Source organism: Mesorhizobium sp. B3-1-9, assembly GCF_006439595.1.
Classification (GTDB): domain Bacteria; phylum Pseudomonadota; class Alphaproteobacteria; order Rhizobiales; family Rhizobiaceae; genus Mesorhizobium.
The window spans coordinates 40215-56584 of sequence record NZ_VFTJ01000022.1 but is presented as its reverse complement, the minus strand read 5'-3'; the positions used below and the strand labels follow the sequence as shown (position 1 = coordinate 56584).

Annotated in this window: 17 protein-coding genes; 14 read left to right on the top strand and 3 right to left on the bottom strand. The window is 65.8% G+C overall.

Annotated elements, in window-relative coordinates; translation table 11 throughout:
* Positions 1-62: 62 nt before the first annotated feature.
* Positions 63-1145, bottom strand: a complete 1083-nt coding sequence (gene hrcA / locus FJW07_RS27285) for a heat-inducible transcriptional repressor HrcA (protein ID WP_140859418.1) — start codon at positions 1143-1145, stop codon at positions 63-65.
* Between the two features lie 219 nt (positions 1146-1364).
* Between hrcA and rph the strand changes: the two genes are divergently transcribed.
* The 5 genes from rph to FJW07_RS27255 all read left to right on the top strand — a co-directional run bounded on the left by rph (position 1365) and on the right by FJW07_RS27255 (position 4862).
* Positions 1365-2081, top strand: a complete 717-nt coding sequence (gene rph, locus FJW07_RS27280; RefSeq protein WP_140859417.1) for a ribonuclease PH — start codon at positions 1365-1367, stop codon at positions 2079-2081.
* A gap of 184 nt (positions 2082-2265) precedes the next feature.
* A complete protein-coding gene (locus FJW07_RS27270) occupies positions 2266-2676 on the top strand; it encodes a VOC family protein (protein ID WP_140859416.1) in 411 nt (136 codons plus the stop codon).
* Positions 2676-3368, top strand: a complete 693-nt coding sequence (gene rdgB, locus FJW07_RS27265; RefSeq protein ID WP_140859415.1) for an RdgB/HAM1 family non-canonical purine NTP pyrophosphatase — start codon at positions 2676-2678, stop codon at positions 3366-3368. Before FJW07_RS27270 ends, rdgB begins: the two co-directional genes overlap by 1 nt.
* Positions 3365-4537: a radical SAM family heme chaperone HemW gene (hemW, locus tag FJW07_RS27260; RefSeq protein ID WP_140859414.1), complete on the top strand. Its 1173-nt coding sequence runs from the start codon at positions 3365-3367 to the stop codon at positions 4535-4537. Before rdgB ends, hemW begins: the two co-directional genes overlap by 4 nt.
* Positions 4538-4541: 4 nt before the next feature.
* Complete coding sequence (locus FJW07_RS27255; RefSeq protein WP_140859413.1) at positions 4542-4862, top strand: low molecular weight protein tyrosine phosphatase family protein; 321 nt, start codon at positions 4542-4544, stop codon at positions 4860-4862.
* Positions 4863-5071: 209 nt separating this feature from the next.
* Here the strand turns inward: FJW07_RS27255 and FJW07_RS27250 are convergent, their stop codons facing one another.
* Positions 5072-5260 carry a hypothetical protein gene (locus FJW07_RS27250; protein WP_095767932.1) on the bottom strand — a complete coding sequence of 63 codons (189 nt, stop codon included), beginning with the start codon at positions 5258-5260 and terminating at the stop codon, positions 5072-5074.
* A gap of 160 nt (positions 5261-5420) precedes the next feature.
* On the opposite strand from FJW07_RS27250, the gene rsmI reads away from it, so the two are divergent.
* Together rsmI and FJW07_RS27240 are read left to right on the top strand one after the other, a co-directional pair.
* Positions 5421-6317: a 16S rRNA (cytidine(1402)-2'-O)-methyltransferase gene (gene rsmI, locus FJW07_RS27245; RefSeq protein WP_181182733.1), complete on the top strand. Its 897-nt coding sequence runs from the start codon at positions 5421-5423 to the stop codon at positions 6315-6317.
* Positions 6310-6687, top strand: a complete 378-nt coding sequence (locus tag FJW07_RS27240; RefSeq protein WP_181182732.1) for a YraN family protein — start codon at positions 6310-6312, stop codon at positions 6685-6687. The genes rsmI and FJW07_RS27240 overlap by 8 nt, the downstream gene beginning before the upstream one ends.
* Positions 6688-6943: 256 nt before the next feature.
* On the opposite strand, the gene FJW07_RS27235 is transcribed toward FJW07_RS27240, so the two are convergent.
* Entirely contained in the window at positions 6944-7750 is an 807-nt protein-coding gene (locus FJW07_RS27235; RefSeq protein ID WP_140645946.1) for an undecaprenyl-diphosphate phosphatase, read from the bottom strand.
* Between the two features lie 213 nt (positions 7751-7963).
* Here FJW07_RS27235 and FJW07_RS27230 point away from each other — a divergent pair, with 213 nt between their 5' ends.
* The 7 genes from FJW07_RS27230 to dapB all read left to right on the top strand — a co-directional run bounded on the left by FJW07_RS27230 (position 7964) and on the right by dapB (position 16360).
* Complete coding sequence (locus FJW07_RS27230; RefSeq protein ID WP_140645947.1) at positions 7964-8656, top strand: glutathione S-transferase family protein; 693 nt, start codon at positions 7964-7966, stop codon at positions 8654-8656.
* On the top strand, positions 8637-9788 hold the full coding sequence (gene queG / locus FJW07_RS27225) for a tRNA epoxyqueuosine(34) reductase QueG (protein ID WP_140859410.1): 1152 nt from the start codon (positions 8637-8639) through the stop codon (positions 9786-9788). The genes FJW07_RS27230 and queG overlap by 20 nt, the downstream gene beginning before the upstream one ends.
* 13 nt (positions 9789-9801) lie before the next feature.
* On the top strand, positions 9802-10704 hold the full coding sequence (locus tag FJW07_RS27220) for an SDR family oxidoreductase (protein WP_140859409.1): 903 nt from the start codon (positions 9802-9804) through the stop codon (positions 10702-10704).
* 251 nt (positions 10705-10955) lie between these two features.
* Positions 10956-12035 (top strand): penicillin-insensitive murein endopeptidase, encoded by a 1080-nt coding sequence (gene mepA / locus FJW07_RS27215; protein ID WP_140859408.1) that lies wholly within the window; start codon positions 10956-10958, stop codon positions 12033-12035.
* Between the two features lie 484 nt (positions 12036-12519).
* Positions 12520-13539, top strand: a complete 1020-nt coding sequence (locus FJW07_RS27210; protein WP_140859407.1) for a glucokinase — start codon at positions 12520-12522, stop codon at positions 13537-13539.
* 131 nt (positions 13540-13670) lie between these two features.
* Entirely contained in the window at positions 13671-15542 is a 1872-nt protein-coding gene (locus tag FJW07_RS27205) for an ABC transporter ATP-binding protein (RefSeq protein ID WP_140859406.1), read from the top strand.
* Entirely contained in the window at positions 15539-16360 is an 822-nt protein-coding gene (gene dapB / locus FJW07_RS27200; RefSeq protein ID WP_140859405.1) for a 4-hydroxy-tetrahydrodipicolinate reductase, read from the top strand. Before FJW07_RS27205 ends, dapB begins: the two co-directional genes overlap by 4 nt.
* The last annotated feature ends 10 nt before the right edge of the window (positions 16361-16370 follow it).

Sequence of the window (16370 nt, the reverse complement as noted above, 5' to 3'; positions counted from 1 at the left end):
CTTTGCACCCTCAGCTGTGTCGAGATTCAGGTCGGGCCGACATCACCTGTATAGCGATACACCTAGCGCAGCATTCGTGAAATCAGCTGCGCGGTGTAATCGACCATCGGCACGATGCGGGCGTAGTTCAGGCGGGTCGGGCCGATGACGCCAAGCGCGCCGATGACGCGGGCGTCCTTGTCGCGATAGGGGGCGACGACCAGCGACGAGCCGGACAGCGAAAACAGCTTGTTCTCCGAGCCGATGAAGATGCGCACGCCAGGTCCTTCCTCGGCGAGGTCGAGCAGCTGCAGCAGCCCGTCCTGCGTCTCCAGATCCTCGAACAGATGACGCAGGAGCTCAAGATCGGCCTGGGCGGTGACGTTTTCCAGGAGGTTGGCGCGGCCGCGCACGATGAGGCGCGCCGGCAGGCCGCTCTCGGCGCCGGCCCAGACCGCCAGCCCCTTCTCGACCAGATCCTGCGACAGCGTGTCGAGCGCCGTTCTGGTCTCGTCCTTGATGCGGGCGATCTCGATGCGCGCCTCGGCAAGCGTGCGCCCCCTGATATGGGCGTTGAGGAAGTTCGAGGCCTCGTGCAGCTGCGACACGGTGATGCCGGCCGGCAGATCGACAACGCGGTTCTCGACATCGCCGTTCTGCGACACCAGCACGGCGAGTGCCTTTGCGGGCTCGAGCTGGATAAATTCGATGTGCTTCAGCGCCACCTCGTGCTTGGAGGCGAGCACGAGGCCGGCGCCGCGCGACATGCCCGACAGCATCTGGCTGGCCTCGGTCAGCATATGCTCCAGCGTCGCGCCCGAGCCGGAGGCGCGCACCTGCGCCTCGATGACGCGGCGCTCGTCGTCGGAAAGGTCGCCCAGCTCCATGAAGGCGTCGACGAAAAAGCGCAGCCCGGTCTGGGTCGGCAGCCGCCCGGCGGAAACATGCGGCGCGTAGATCAGCCCCAGATGCTCGAGGTCGCTCATCACATTGCGGATGGTGGCGGGCGACAGCGAGGAGGGCAGGATGCGCGACAGGCTGCGCGAGCCGACCGGCTCGCCGTCGCGCAGATAGGAATCGACAATCCGCCGGAAGATATCGCGCGAGCGCATGTCGAGTGACTGAAGTACCGGCGACTGCGACGTCGGATCGACTGGTTTGTTCATTCCGGCGAGAAACCTCCTTCCGAAAGATATAGACTTAAGCTACGGCGGCGCAACCCGGTGCCGCGCTCGCGGTCACACGGTGCCGCGTTTGCGGTCACCGGTGGCGCGTTCGCAGTCGCGCGGCCCGTTTTCCCGCGCGGCGTCCTTTTCCTTTGCGACTTGCCCCGCATGCGTCTACAAGCCGGCCACGATTCCGGAAACGACAAGAAAGAAGGCCGAATGCGCCCCTCCAAACGCCAAGCCGACGAAATGCGCGCCATCTCCTTCGAGCGTGGCGTCTCCAAGCATGCCGAAGGCTCGTGCCTGGTGAAGTTCGGCGACACGCATGTCTTGTGCACGGCGAGCCTGGAGGAAAAAGTGCCGTCCTGGATGCGCAATTCCGGCAAGGGCTGGGTGACGGCGGAATACGGCATGCTGCCGCGCTCGACCGGCGAGCGCATGCGGCGCGAGGCCTCCGCCGGCAAGCAGAGCGGCCGCACGCTGGAGATCCAGCGGCTGATCGGCCGGAGCTTGCGCGCCGTGGTCGACCTGCAGGCCCTGGGCGAGCAGCAGATCACCGTCGATTGCGACGTCATCCAGGCCGATGGCGGCACCCGCACCGCCTCGATCACCGGCGGCTGGGTGGCGCTCTATGATTGCCTGCGCTGGATGGAAGCGCGCCAGATGGTGAGCGTTTCCAAGGTGCTGAAGGACCATGTCGCGGCGATTTCCTGCGGCATCCATGACGGCCAGCCGGTCATCGATCTCGACTATATCGAGGATTCCTCGGCTGGCACCGACGCCAATTTCGTCATGACGGGCAAGGGCGGCATCGTCGAGATCCAGGGTACGGCGGAAGGCGAGCCCTTTTCCGAGGAGCAGTTCGCGGCGCTGATGGGGCTGGCGAAGAAGGGTATCTCGCGGTTGGTGAGCTTGCAGCAGATGGCGGTGGCGTAGGATTTCCAATGCCGAGCCTGGGCCCCCCTCTCTGGCCTGCCGGCCATCTCCCCCTCAAGGGGGGAGATCAGATGTCGCGACCGCTTTCGCCAATCGCCAGCGTTGCAAGAATGGCGCCTTCGCCGAAGCTGCCAATCTCCCCCCTTGAGGGGGAGATGCCCGGCAGGGCAGAGAGGGGGGCCTCGTGATACCCTCCGCTATCCTGGAATCCGCTCTCTATGTCACAGACCTGCACGCCGCCGAAGCCTTCTACCGCGACATCATCGGCCTCGAAGCCTTGGGCAGGATCGAAGGGCGCCACGTCTTTTTCCGCTGCGGCAACGGCGTATTGCTTCTCTTCAACGCGGAGGCGACGAAAATCCCGCCGGCGCCCGACGCCAGGCTGAAGGTGCCGCCGCACGGCACGGCCGGCGAAGGGCACCTCTGCTTCGCCGCGACCGCCGATGAGATCGCCGCATGGCGCAAGCATCTCGCGGCCAGGAACATCGCCATCGAAAGCGATTTCGAGTGGCCGCAGGGCGGGCATTCGATCTATTTCCGCGACCCGTCGGGCAATTCGATCGAGTTCGCCGAGCCAAGGATCTGGGGTTTTTGATGCATTCCCTGAATGGACAGAAGATCGTCGTCGCCAGCCACAATGAAGGCAAGCTGCGCGAATTCGCCGACCTGATGGCGCCGTTCGGCTTCGAGGCGAAATCGGCCAAGGAATACGGCCTGCCCGAACCCGACGAGACCGGCACCACCTTCGAGGAGAACGCCTATATCAAGGCATACGCAGCCGCCAAGGCCACCGGCCTGCCGGCGCTGTCGGACGATTCAGGCCTCTGCGTCGACGCGCTCGACGGCGCGCCGGGGGTCTACACCGCCAACTGGGCCGAGAAGCCCGATGGCAGCAGGGATTTCGGCATGGCCATGCAAAAGACGGAAACGGCACTGCAGGAAGCTCGCGCGACCGAGCCCTCGAAGCGCACCGGCCGCTTCGTCGCCGTCATCTGCCTGGCATTTCCGGACGGCGAAGCCGAATATTATCGCGGCGAAGCGGAAGGCACGCTTGTTTGGCCGCCGCGCGGCACGCTCGGCTTCGGCTACGATCCGGTGTTCCTGCCCAACGGTTTCGACAAGACTTTCGGCGAGATGAGCGCGGAAGAAAAGCATGGCTGGAAGCCCGGCCAGGCCACGGCGCTGTCGCACCGCGCCCGCGCCTTCCAGAAATTCGCGCAAGCACGCCTGGATCTGGCACGCCTGGATTTGGCACGCCTGGATCTGGCGCGACCAGGATCGGCATGAGCGCGGTCACCATACCGCTCGACCGGACCCCCGGCTTCGGCGTCTACATCCACTGGCCGTTCTGCGCGGCCAAGTGCCCTTATTGCGACTTCAACAGCCATGTCCGCCACCAGCCGGTCGACCAGGAGCGTTTTGCCCGCGCCTTCGAGACGGAGCTTGCGACCATGCGCGACCGCACCGGCCCGCGCGAGGTGACCAGCATCTTCCTCGGCGGCGGCACGCCGTCGCTGATGAAGCCGGAAACGGTGGCTGCCGTCCTGGAGGCCGTGGCGAGGTACTGGACGGTGCCGGCCGGCATCGAGGTGACGCTGGAAGCCAACCCATCCTCGGTCGAGGCCGAGCGCTTCCGCGGCTACCGCGCCGCCGGCGTCAACCGCGTCTCGCTGGGCGTGCAGGCGCTGAACGACAAGGATCTGCGCTTCCTCGGCCGGCTGCACAATGTCGAGGAGGCGCTGCACGCCATCGGCTTGGCGCGCGAGATCTTTCCGCGTCTGTCCTTCGACCTGATCTACGCGCGGCCCGGCCAGACGCCGGAGGCGTGGGAGGCGGAGCTGGAGCAGGCGATCGGCTATGCCGTCGATCATCTTTCGCTCTATCAGCTGACCATCGAGGAGGGCACGCCCTTCCACGCGCTTTACGCGGCGCGGAAATTCACGCTGCCCGACAACGATCACGCCGCCGACCTCTACGCGCTGACGCAGGAGGTGACGGCGGCGCATGGCCTGCCGGCCTACGAGATTTCCAACCACGCCCAACCCGGCGCCGAGAGCCGGCATAACCTCACCTACTGGCGCTACGGCGAATATGTCGGCGTCGGGCCGGGCGCGCATGGCCGCTTCGTCGAGAACGGCCGCCGCACGGTGACGATAGCGGAAAGAATGCCGGAGACCTGGGCCAATCTGGTCGAGGCCAGAGGGCACGGCGTCACCGGCGGCGAGATTTTGACGCGTTCCGAAGAGGCGGACGAGTTCCTGCTGATGGGCCTAAGGCTCGCCGAAGGCATCGACCTGCAGCGATACGAGGCGCTCGCCGGGCGCGGTCTTTCGAGCGCGCGGCTCTCGGTGCTGCAGGAGGAGGGACTGGTGGCGCCGGTCGGCAACGCTCGCCTGCGCGCCACGACCGCCGGCATGATCGTGCTGGATGCGGTGGTGGCGGATCTGGCACGGTAGCTTCTTGAAGAAAATCCTCTTCGTCTGCAGCCAGAACCGGCTGCGCAGTCCGACGGCCGAGCAGGTGTTTTCCAAACGCCGCGGCATCGAGGTCGAATCGGCCGGCACCAATCACGACGCCGACAATCCGCTGACGCATGAGCTGGTCGCCTGGGCCGACATCATCTTCGTGATGGAGAAAGCGCATCGGGCCAAGCTGCAGAAGAAGTTCCGGTCAAGCCTTAGAGGCACCAGGGTGATCTGCCTCGATATCCCGGACAACTACGCGTTCATGGATCCGGAACTGGTGCGGCTGCTGGAAGAGAGGGTCAGCAGATACCTCTGAAGATGTGGCGCTTCCCGCGCGTTCGTCATTCTCGGGCTTGACCCGAGAATCCATGCCGTGACCGGTGCGAAGGGCACAGCGGTGCAGAATTCCGCACCGCTGGCAGAACGTCGATGTAACGGCATGGAGTCCAGGGTCTGCACGCGTCGCTTCGCTCCTTGCTCCGCCCTGGAATGACGAGGCGCGAGGTCGCAAAGGTTGCCGTTAGTTCAAGCGTCGTGCTTCTGGCGGTGCTTGCCGCGGTGCTTCTCGCCATGCGCCTCGCCGTGACGGACAGGCTTCTGGTCGGCCTTGTCGCGGCGCGCGCCGGACTCGGCGGCGATGGGGTGTGGAGGGATGCCCTCGCGGGCGGTCTTGCTTTCAAGTCGGCTGATAAAAATATCGAAGCGATTGGGCATCGTTCGGTCCTGCCTCCTCCCGGGGAATCAGGGGTTAAATTCGCCGATGTGGGTTTCGTTCCGCACTGTGGCAAAGGCAAGGCGATTTCCTTGACTCGACCTCACGTTTTGCAACGGGACGTCAGCCATGCCAAACAGGGCGGGTCAAGAGGGGCATTCGGTGACCGGCGACAAACGCAGCTATCTGATCGGGCAAAGCGAGATCGCGGCGCGGCCGCTTCAGCCGGCGCTCTATCTGGTGGCGACGCCGATCGGCAACCTGGCCGACATCACGCTGCGCGCGCTGGAGACGCTGGCGGCTGCCGATATCGTCGCCTGCGAGGACACGCGCGTCTCGCGCGTGCTGCTCGAACGTTACGGCATACGCCGCCGCACCACCGCCTATCACGAGCACAATGCCGCCGAGGCCGGGCCGAAGCTCATCGAGGCGCTGGCGGCCGGGCAGAGTGTGGCGCTGATTTCGGACGCCGGCACGCCGCTGGTCTCCGATCCGGGCTACCGGCTGGTCGGCGAGGCGCTGGAACAAGGTATTCGTGTGGTGCCGATCCCCGGGCCTTCGGCGGCGCTCGCCGCGCTGACCGCTTCCGGCCTGCCGTCCGACGCCTTCCTGTTCGCCGGGTTCCTGCCGGTGAAGACCGGGCAGCGGCTGACCAAGCTCGAAACGTTCAAGGCGGTGCCGGCGACGCTGATCTTCTTCGAATCGCCGCGGCGGCTGGCGGAGACGCTTGGCGCCATGGTGGAGGCGCTCGGCGGCGACCGCAAAGCCGCCATCGGCCGCGAGCTGACCAAGACGTTCGAGGAGATGCGCACCGGCACGCTTGCCGAGCTGGCCGACCATTATGCCGCGGCCGACACGCCGAAGGGCGAGATCGTCATCTGCGTCGGCCCGCCGGAGGCGGCGGTGGATCAGCCGGCCGACATCGACCGGCTCCTGCTCTCGCTTGCCGCCGAAATGCCGGCCTCGAAGGCCGCGGCCGAAGCGGCGAAAATGACCGGCGGGCAGAAGCAGGCGCTTTACCGGCGGCTGCTGGAACTCCGGGAAGGCGATGGTGGCTGAGCGCACGGCCGGTCATCGCCGAAAAGCCTATCGGCGCGGGCATCGCGGCGAATGGCTGGCGGCGCTGGCGCTGATGCTGAAAGGCTACCGCATCCTTGCCCGCCGCCACCGCACCAGGCTCGGCGAGATCGACCTGATCGCCAGGCGCGGCGACCTCGTGTTGTTCGTCGAGGTCAAGGCGCGCCGCACGCTGATCGAGGCGATGGAAGCGATCGGCCATGAATCGGAGCGCCGGATCGAAGGCGCCGCCGATCTTTGGCTGTCGCGCCAGCCGGACTACGGAAGGCTTTCGATGCGTTTCGACATGGTGGCGGTGCTGCCCTGGCGCTGGCCGGTGCATGTCGAGAACGCGTTTTATGGGAGGAATTGATCCCCTTCGTTCGTCATCCTAGGGTGGAGCAGTCGCGAAGCGACGTCGCGGAAACCCTAGGATCCATGCCGTGACCTAGACGCGCTGCCACCGTGCAGAATCTGGATCAAAGAGCGTCGCGTCTAACGAAAGCTATTCGCGACCGCCGCGTTCTACGGTCCGCGTCACGGCATGGATCCTCGGGTCTGCGCGCGTCGCTTCGCTCCTTGCTCCGCCCGTGGATGACGAAGGCGTTTGGTGCGCCGCCTTAGTGTAATCATCCCCAGACCATCAGGGCCACCAGGCCGAGCCCGCCCACCACCAGCCGCCACCAGCCGAACAGCGAATAGCCGTTGCGCGAGACGTAATCGAGCAGGAAGCGCACCACGATCAGCGCGGTGACGAAGGCGGCGATGAAGCCGACGGCGATGATCGGCAGGTCGGCCGAGGTCAGCACATTGCGGTTCTTGAAAAGGTCGAAGGCGAAGGCGCCGACCATGGTGGGCATGGCGAGGAAGAAGGAGAATTCGGCCGCCGCCCGCTTGTCGACGCCCATCAGCAGCGCGCCGACGATGGTCGAGCCGGAGCGCGAGGTGCCGGGGATCAGCGACAGGCACTGGAACAGGCCGATCTTCAGATAAAGGCTGGTCGGAAAGAGCTCGACGTCGTGATGGACCGGCTTGAAGTTGATGCGGTCGACGACGAGCAGCACGACGCCGCCGATGATCAGCATGATGCAGATCAGCTGCGGTGATTCGAACAATATGGTCTTGATGAAATCATGCGCCAGCGCGCCGATGACCGCCGCCGGCAGGAAGGCGATCAGGATGCCGATGACGAAATGCCGGGTCTGCGGATCGCTGGGCAGCTTGATCAGCATCTGCCAGAGCTTGCTGAAATAGACGCTGAGGATCGCCAGGATCGCGCCGAGCTGGATCAGGATCTCGAAGGCCTTGCCGGTGGAGTGGAAGCCGAGGAAATGGCCGGCAAGCAGGATGTGGCCGGTCGACGACACCGGAATGAACTCGGTCAGGCCCTCCAAAAGCCCGAGCAGCAGCGCTTCGACGATGGTCTGGCTTTCCATGGCAACCTCTGATCTTGGATGACGGCTAGAGCACGACGCCTAAAAGTGTGAAGCGGTTTTCGGACGACATGATGCTCCAAGGGAAGGGCTTGCTTGTCATGGGGCGGAAGTGTCCCTATAGGTCGCAACACCCATGACAGCCCCAGGAATCGGGCGGCCAAGACTTACCGGCGCGGCCGGCCAATTGCCAGTGCGCCTTTTCATCGCGGAACCATGCTGACGCTTTTCCATCATCCCATGTTCGCCACCTGCCGCTTCGCGCGCCTCGCCTTCGGCGAGTATGGCGAGGAACTGGCGCTGATCGAGGAAAAGCCGTGGACGCGGCGCAAGGAGTTTTTGGCGCTGAACCCGGCCGGCACGCTGCCGATCCTGCTTGCCGAAGGCGACGTGCCGATCGTCGGCGCCATGGTGATCGCCGAATATCTCGACGAGACGCGAGGGGTACTGAAGCGCGACAAGCGGCTGTTCGCCGAGGACCCGATGCAGCGCGCCGAGATCCGCCGGCTGACCGATTGGTATCTGAGCAAAGCCGAAAGCGAAGTGACGCGGCATCTGGTGCGCGAGCGGGTGCTGAAGCCGGTCATGCCGGAGACCGCCGGCGGCGGCTCCCCGGACTCGGCGGCGATCCGCGCCGCGCGCGCCAACATCCGCCAGCACATGAAATACACCAACTGGCTGGCGGGCACGCGCCATTGGCTGGCCGGCAACAAGGTGACCTATGCCGACCTCGCGGCGGCGGCGACGCTTTCGGTGCTCGATTATCTCGGTGAGATCGACTGGCGCGAGCATGCCGCCGCGCGCGAATGGTACACGCGGGTGAAATCGCGGCCGTCGTTCCGGCCGCTGCTTTCCGACCGGGTGCGCGGCCTGTCGCCGGTGTCGCATTATGCGGACCTCGATTTCTGAGAGCCTGCGCGCGCTGATCGACGCCGAGGCGCGCCGCGCCGGCTTCGAGGCGGTCGCCGTGACCCGGCCGGACGCGATCCCGCTGGCGCCGGCGAGACTCGCCGAATTCGTATCCGACGGTTTCCACGGCTCGATGGAGTGGATCGCCGAGACCGTTCAGCGGCGGGCCGAGCCCTCGACGCTGTGGCCGGAGGTGCGCTCGATCATCGTGCTGGCGATGAATTACGGCCCGGACCGCGATCCGCGCGATATCCTCGCGAAGTCCGACCGCGGCGCGATCTCGGTCTATGCGCAAAACCGCGACTATCACGACGTGATGAAGGGCCGGCTGAAGGAGATCGCCGGCAAGATCGTCGCGCGCGCCGGCGGCGACGTAAAAGTGTTCGTCGATACCGCGCCTGTCATGGAAAAACCGCTGGCGGAAGCCGCCGGGCTCGGCTGGCAGGGCAAGCACACCAATCTGGTCAGCCGCGCGCATGGCTCGTGGCTGTTCCTCGGCACCATCTTCACCACCGCGGAGCTTGAACCGGACCAGGCCGAGATCGACCATTGCGGCTCCTGCCGCGCCTGCCTCGATGCCTGCCCGACCGACGCGTTCCCGGCGCCTTACCGGCTCGATGCGCGGCGCTGCATCTCCTACCTGACCATCGAGAACAAGGGGCCGATCCCGCGCGAGTTCCGCGACAAGATCGGCAACCGCATCTATGGCTGCGACGACTGCCTGGCCGCCTGTCCGTGGAACAAATTCGCCAGCGCCGCTTCGGAGGCCAAGCTTGCCGCGCGCGCCGATCTGCGCGAGCCGAAGCTGTCGGAGCTGTTGCTTCTCGACGACGCGGGCTTCCGGTCATTTTTCTCGGGCTCGCCGGTCAAGCGCATCGGCCGTGACCGTTTTATCCGCAACGTGCTGACCGCCGCCGGCAATTCGGGCGATGCATCGCTAACGCCCATTGTGCGCCGCCTGCTCGACGATGCCTCGCCGCTGGTGCGGGGTGCGGCAATCTGGGCCCTGTCGCGATTGCTGTCGGATCGCGAATTTGGCGACCTTGCCGCCACGGCTTCGAAGACCGAAACGGAGGCGACGGTCCGCGAGGAATGGCTGGCGGCGCCAGCGAATCCGGCGAAGGCCGATTGAAGGGGGTTCATCGATGAGCGAAAGACGCTTCTTCATCTTCGGCGCCGGCTATTCGGCCAAGGCTTTCGCGCGGGCCAACGCGTACCGCGCGCCGGTCTTTGGCACGACCCGGGCGCCGGAAAAGTTCGAGGCGCTGCGGTCGGCCGGCATCGAGCCGCTGCGGTTCGACGGCGCGCTGTCGCCCGAGCTTGGCGATGCGCTTGCACAGACCACGCATCTCATCGTCTCGGTCGGCCCCGACGACGCCGGCGACCCGGTGCTCAACGCCACCGGCGAGACGATCCGGGCAAAGATGCCGGCGCTCGAATGGATCGGCTATCTCTCGACCGTCGGCGTCTATGGTGACCATGGCGGCGCCTGGGTCGACGAGACCAGCGCGTGCCGCCCGGTGTCGAGGCGCTCGGTGATGCGGGTGGCGGCCGAACAGGAATGGCTGAGGCTTGGCCGGGAGATCGGCAAACCGGTGGCGATCCTGCGGCTTTCCGGCATCTACGGACCGGGCCGCAACGCGCTGGCCAATCTCGAGGACGGCACGGCGCGGCGGCTGGTCAAGCCGGACCAGGTGTTCAACCGCATCCATTGCGACGACATCGCCGGCGCGCTTTGGCTTCTGGCTGAAAACAATCTCGGCGGCATCTTCAACGTCACCGATGACGAGCCGGCGCCGCCGCAGGATGTCGTCGCCTATGCCGCCAGGCTGATGGGCGTCACGCCGCCGCCGGAAATTCCCTTCGAGACCGCCCAACTTTCGCCCATGGCGCGGTCTTTCTATGGCGAGAACAAGCGCGTCGCGAATCAGGCGATCAAGGCGGCTGGCTATCGCTTCCGGTTTCCGAACTATCGGGTGGCGCTGGAGCGGATGTGGGCCGAGGGCAACTGGCGGGACGGAGCGCCGCGCAGCCCGATCAGAGCATGATCCCGAAAAGTGGGAACCGGTTTTCGCAAAAGATCATGCTCCAACAAGAGTTAGATCAGGATGACGATTCGACGAACGTCATCCTGATTGTGAGGATGCCGAAAGTGTGAAACGGGTTTTCGGACGACATCATCGTTCTTTGATTCAGAGCCGCATGATCGATGCGGGACGCGCGACGTGGTACGATTCGTTCCTGATCGGGTTCGCCTGACCGGGTGGCAAATCGATAGACTGGAGAGGGACCCAGCCTGATGAATTTGCGATCGCTGCCTGACCGCAAGCCGTTCCTGACCGCGGCGCTGGCGCTGGTGACGCTGGCCGCGCTGGCGGCTGCCGCCATTTCAGCCGAACCCCGCGCGAAGGACCTGTTCGGCGCCCGGAAACTGCCGGCCGTGGCACCCGCGCAATCCTTCGGCTTCTACTCCAAGGGCTGCTTCACCGGCGGCGTGGCGCTGCCGATGGACGGGCCGACCTGGGAAGTGATGCGCCCGTCGCGCAACCGCCGCTGGGGCCATCCGGCGATGATCGCGCTGATCGAGAAGCTTTCGCGCGACGCGGTAGCCGATGGCTGGCCGGGGCTTCTGGTCGGCGACGTCTCGCAACCGCGCGGCGGACCGATGATGACCGGCCATGCCTCGCACCAGATCGGTCTCGACGCCGACATATGGCTGACGCCGATGCCAACGCGGCCGCTGACCATCGCGCAGCGCGAATCGATGAGCGCGACGCTGATGGTCGACGACAAGACTCATCTGGTGAAGGACGCGCTGTGGACGCCGGCGCATACGCGGCTTTTGAAGCGCGCGGCGAGCTATCCGGAGGTCGAGCGCATCCTGGTCAATCCCGGCATCAAGAAGAAGCTCTGCGACACCGTCACCGGCGACCGCTCCTGGCTGCGCAAGATCCGGCCATTCTGGGGCCATGACTATCATTTTCACATGCGCATCGGCTGCCAGCCGGGCTCGCCTTTCTGCAAGGCGCAGGAGACGACGCTGGAGGACGATGGCTGCGGCAAGGCGCTGGCCTGGTGGTTCACCGAGGAGCCGTGGCGGCCGAACAAAAACCCGGACGCGCCCAAGGCGCGCGACGTGATGACGATGGCCAATCTGCCGAAGCAATGCCAGGACGTGGTCAATGCGCCGGACGCGCCTTCGCTGGAGGCGGTGACCTATCATGGCGTCGGCGCCGCGGTCGCCGTGGCCGAGCCGCAGCCGACCGAGCCGGCGGAGATGATCTCCAGCGGCGACGCCTCGGTTCCGTCGGCGGCAAGCGCCTTCGCGCCGACGCCCAAGATCGGCATCCCGTTGCCGCGCCCACGGCCGGGGAACTAGTGGCACTGCACAGGGATTTTGACCGGTCGGCTCTGTTTGCGTTGGCAGGTGGCATGCGTTGGAGATTGGCCTAAACGCCCATCGCGATCGTCATTCTAGGGCGGAGCAGGAGCGAAGCTCCGTCGCGAAGACCATAGAATGACGACGTTGGGGTGGCTTCAACCAATCCCCGGCGTTTGCGCTGATTCACGGAAATGAACGGAAAATCCTGCACCAAGACAAACGGCAACCTTTCAAAATCCCTGTGTCGGGGAACTAGCGCGTTTCACCGTTCACGGAAGCGGCGAAACGCCCTATCTCTTTGCTTTGACGCAATTCCGGACGGAAGGTTACGGCGAAGGCGCCGAGCTTAACCACTCACACTTTTCTTGGAATTGCTCCAAGCGCAAGCGGGCTTCCCCTTTGCGGGCTCATGCGCTAGTCAATCGATTGAAATGGGCGATGGAAACGGCACAGCGGCGCCGCAACGAGGACGATCAAGAGCATGGCAGGCGAGAACGAGACAGGGCTGCGGTTTCCGGTCCTGATCGGCGATATTGGCGGCACCAATGCGCGCTTCTCGATCGTGCTCGACGCCAATTCGGAAGCGACCGAGCCGCAGATCGTCCAGACCGCCAATTTCAAGACCATCGACGAGGCGATCCAGGCGGCGGTGCTCGACCGCTCGTCCATCCAGCCGAACTCGGCGGTGCTGGCGATCGCCGGGCCAGTCGACGGCGACGAGATCCCGCTCACCAACTGCCCCTGGGTGGTGAAGCCCCGGCAGATGTTCGCCAATCTGGGCCTGAGCGAGGTCGTCGTGCTCAACGATTTCGAGGCGCAGGCGCTGGCCGTGGTGGCGCTCGGCGAAGAGCATATGGAAAAGATCGGCGGCGGCACGCCGGAACCCAATGCGAGCCGGGTCGTGCTTGGCCCCGGCACCGGCCTTGGCGTCGCCGGGCTGATCCATGCGCTCAACCACTGGATCCCGGTACCGGGCGAGGGCGGGCATATGGATATCGGCCCGCGCACGCCGCGCGACTTCGAGGTGTTCCCGCATATCGACAAGCTCGAGGGCCGCATCTCCGGCGAGCAGATCCTATGCGGACGCGGGCTGGTCAACGTTTACCGCGCCGTCGCCAGGACGGACGGCAAGCCGACGCCTTTCACGACGCCGGCCGAGGTCACGGCGGCCGCGCTCGCCAAATCCGATCCGGTGGCCGAGGAGGCGCTGGCGCTGTTCGTCACCTGCCTCGGCCGCACCGCGGGGGATCTCGCGCTGGTGTTCATGGGCCGCGGCGGCGTGTTCCTGACCGGCGGCATTGCGCAGAAGATCGTGCCGGCGCTGAAAGCCGGCAATTTCCGCGCCGCCTTCGAGGACAAGGCGCCGCACAGCGCGCTGATGTGCGAAATGCCGGTCTATGTGATCACCCACCCGCTGGCGGCGCTGCTCGGACTCGCCGCCTATGCCAGGACGCCTTCGCTGTTCGGCGTGCAGACGGCGGGCCGGCACTGGCGGGCTTGATCGCGCCAGCGTTCAGGCTGGCGATCGGCCGGCGCGACGAAGTTTCGCCATAGGCAAGCCGCAGCCGGGACGCTAAGAGGGTGCGGAAATGCGGCCCATCCGACACGCGGAAAACCACGAAGCGCCCTGATTTGACTGTTCAAACTTCCCTCAAACTGAAAATCCAGCCCACCGAGGTCAGCGCGGTGCTGCGCCGCATCCTGGCCGAAAACGGCAAGGAATATCGCTGGACCTATGTCGTCGCCGTCGCCTGCCTGCTGATCGTTTCCGGCACCACCGCCTTCACGGCGTGGATCATGGCCCCGATGATCAACCAGATCTTCTACGAACGGCGCAGCGACATGATCGTCTGGATCTGCGCCGGTTTCATGGGCGCCTCCCTGCTGCGCGGCTTCGCCGGCTATGGCCAGGCAGTGGCGCTGGCGACGATCGGCAACAATCTGGTCGCCCGCTACCAGAAGCGCAGCTTCGACCATCTGATGAAGCTCGGCGTCAACTTCTTCAACGAGACCCGTTCCGGCCGGCTGGCGGCACAGGTCAACGAGAATGTCGGCGGCATCCGAGACCTGCTGTCGCTGACGCTAACTTCCATCAGCCGCGACGCGGTCTCGCTCGTCGCCCTTCTCGGCGTGATGATCTACCAGGATCCGGTGCTGTCGCTCAGCTCGCTGCTGATCGGGCCGCCGTTGATCTGGGCCGTCGTCTACATCACCCGCCGCCTGCGCAAGATCAACCGGGAATCCGTGCTGATCAACTCGCGGCTGAACGGATCGGTGCAGGAGGCCACCCAAGGCATCGCCATCGTCAAGGCCTTCACCCTGGAGGACGAGCTGGCGCGCCGCATCGGCATCATGGCCGACACGGCCGAGCAGCGTAACAACAAGATCGCCCGCGTCGCGGAGCGGCTGTCGCCGATTTCCGAAATCCTGGGCGGCCTCGCCATTACCGCCGTGCTTGCCTATTCCGGCTATCGGGCGCTGGTGCTCGGACAGCCGCCGGGCGCCGTGTTTTCCTTCATCACCGCGCTGATCCTGGCCTATGACCCGGCAAGACGCCTGGCCCGGACACAGGTCGGCATGGAACGTGCCCTGGTCAACGCGCGCATGATCTACGAACTGCTCGACCTCGAGCCGAAGCAGGGTGACGCGCCCGACGCGGTCGAGGCGAAGGTCACTACCGGCGAGGTGCGCTTCAACCATGTGACATTCGGCTACAACGCCGACATGCCGGTGCTCAGGGATTTGAGCTTTACCGCCGCGGCCGGCAAGGTGACGGCCGTCGTCGGCGCATCGGGCGCCGGCAAGTCGACGATGGTGGCGCTGCTGCAGCGATTCTACGACGTCGACGAGGGCTCGATCGAGGTCGACGGCCAGGATATTGCCAAGGTGACCAAGCATTCGCTGCGCCAATCGATCGCCTATGTGGCGCAGGCGCCTTATCTCTTCGAAGGCACGATCCGCGACAACATCCGCTACGGCCGGCTCTCGGCCACCGACGCCGAGATCGAGCAGGCGGCGAAACAAGCGGCGGCCGACGAGTTCATCCGCCAGCAGCCGGAGCGCTACGACACGCCGGTCGGCGAAGGCGGCTCGACCCTTTCCGGCGGCCAGCGCCAGCGCGTCTCGATCGCGCGCGCGATCGTTCGCCAGGCGCCGATCCTCCTGCTCGACGAGGCGACCTCGGCGCTCGACAACGAGGCGGAGGCGCGCGTGCAGGAAGCGCTGACCCATGTCATGGAAGGGCGCACGACGATCGTGATCGCGCACCGGCTGTCGACCGTGGTCAATGCCGACCACATCATCGTGCTGGAAGAGGGCCGGCTGGTCGAGGAAGGCACGCATGCGACGCTGATGGCCGACCCGCACAGCATCTATGCCCGTTTCCACCGGATCCAGGGCAAGAAGGGGCTGGGGCTTGTCGACGACGTCAAGGCAAGCCAGACTTCGGGCCAAACTCCGGCGCCGCGCAGCCGCGCCAAGAAGACCGTCAGGAGAAGCGCATGAGCGAAGCCGGCGATATGGGCCTGGTTGTGGTGGGCGCCGCCGGCCGCATGGGCCAGACGCTGATCCGCGCCATCCACACCATGCCCGGCGCGCGCGTCGCCGCCGCGATCGAGCGGCCGGACTCGGCGCATCTCGGCAAGGATGCCGGCGAGCTCGCCGGCATCGGCATCATCAACGTGCCGATCGCCGACGATCCGCTGCCGGCCTTCGCCAAGGCCGATGGCGTGCTCGATTTCACGGCTCCAAGCGCGAGCGTCGAATTCGCCGGCTACGCCGCGCAGGCGCGCATCGTCCATGTCATCGGCACCACCGGCTGCTCGGCCGACGACAATGCCAGGATCGCCGCCGCCGCGCGCCATGCCACGATCGTCAAATCCGGCAATATGAGCCTCGGCGTCAATCTTCTGGCGGTGCTGGTCGAGCAGGCCGCGAAGGCGCTCGACGCCGACGATTTCGACATCGAGGTCCTGGAAATGCACCACCGGCACAAGGTCGACGCGCCGTCCGGCACGGCGCTGCTGCTCGGCGAAGCGGCGGCGAAAGGGCGCGGCATCGATCTTTCCGACAACAGCGTGCGGGTGCGCGACGGCCATACCGGGGTGCGCAAGACGGGCTCGATCGGCTTTGCCACGCTGCGCGGCGGCTCGGTCGTCGGCGACCACAGCGTGATCCTTGCCGGCACCGGCGAGCGCATCACGCTTTCCCACCATGCCGAGGATCGGGCGATCTTCGCCCGCGGCGCGGTGAAAGCCGCGCTTTGGGCCCGCGCGAAGAAGCCGGGGCTTTATTCCATGCGGGACGTGCTCGGCCTGAGCTGATCCCTATCCA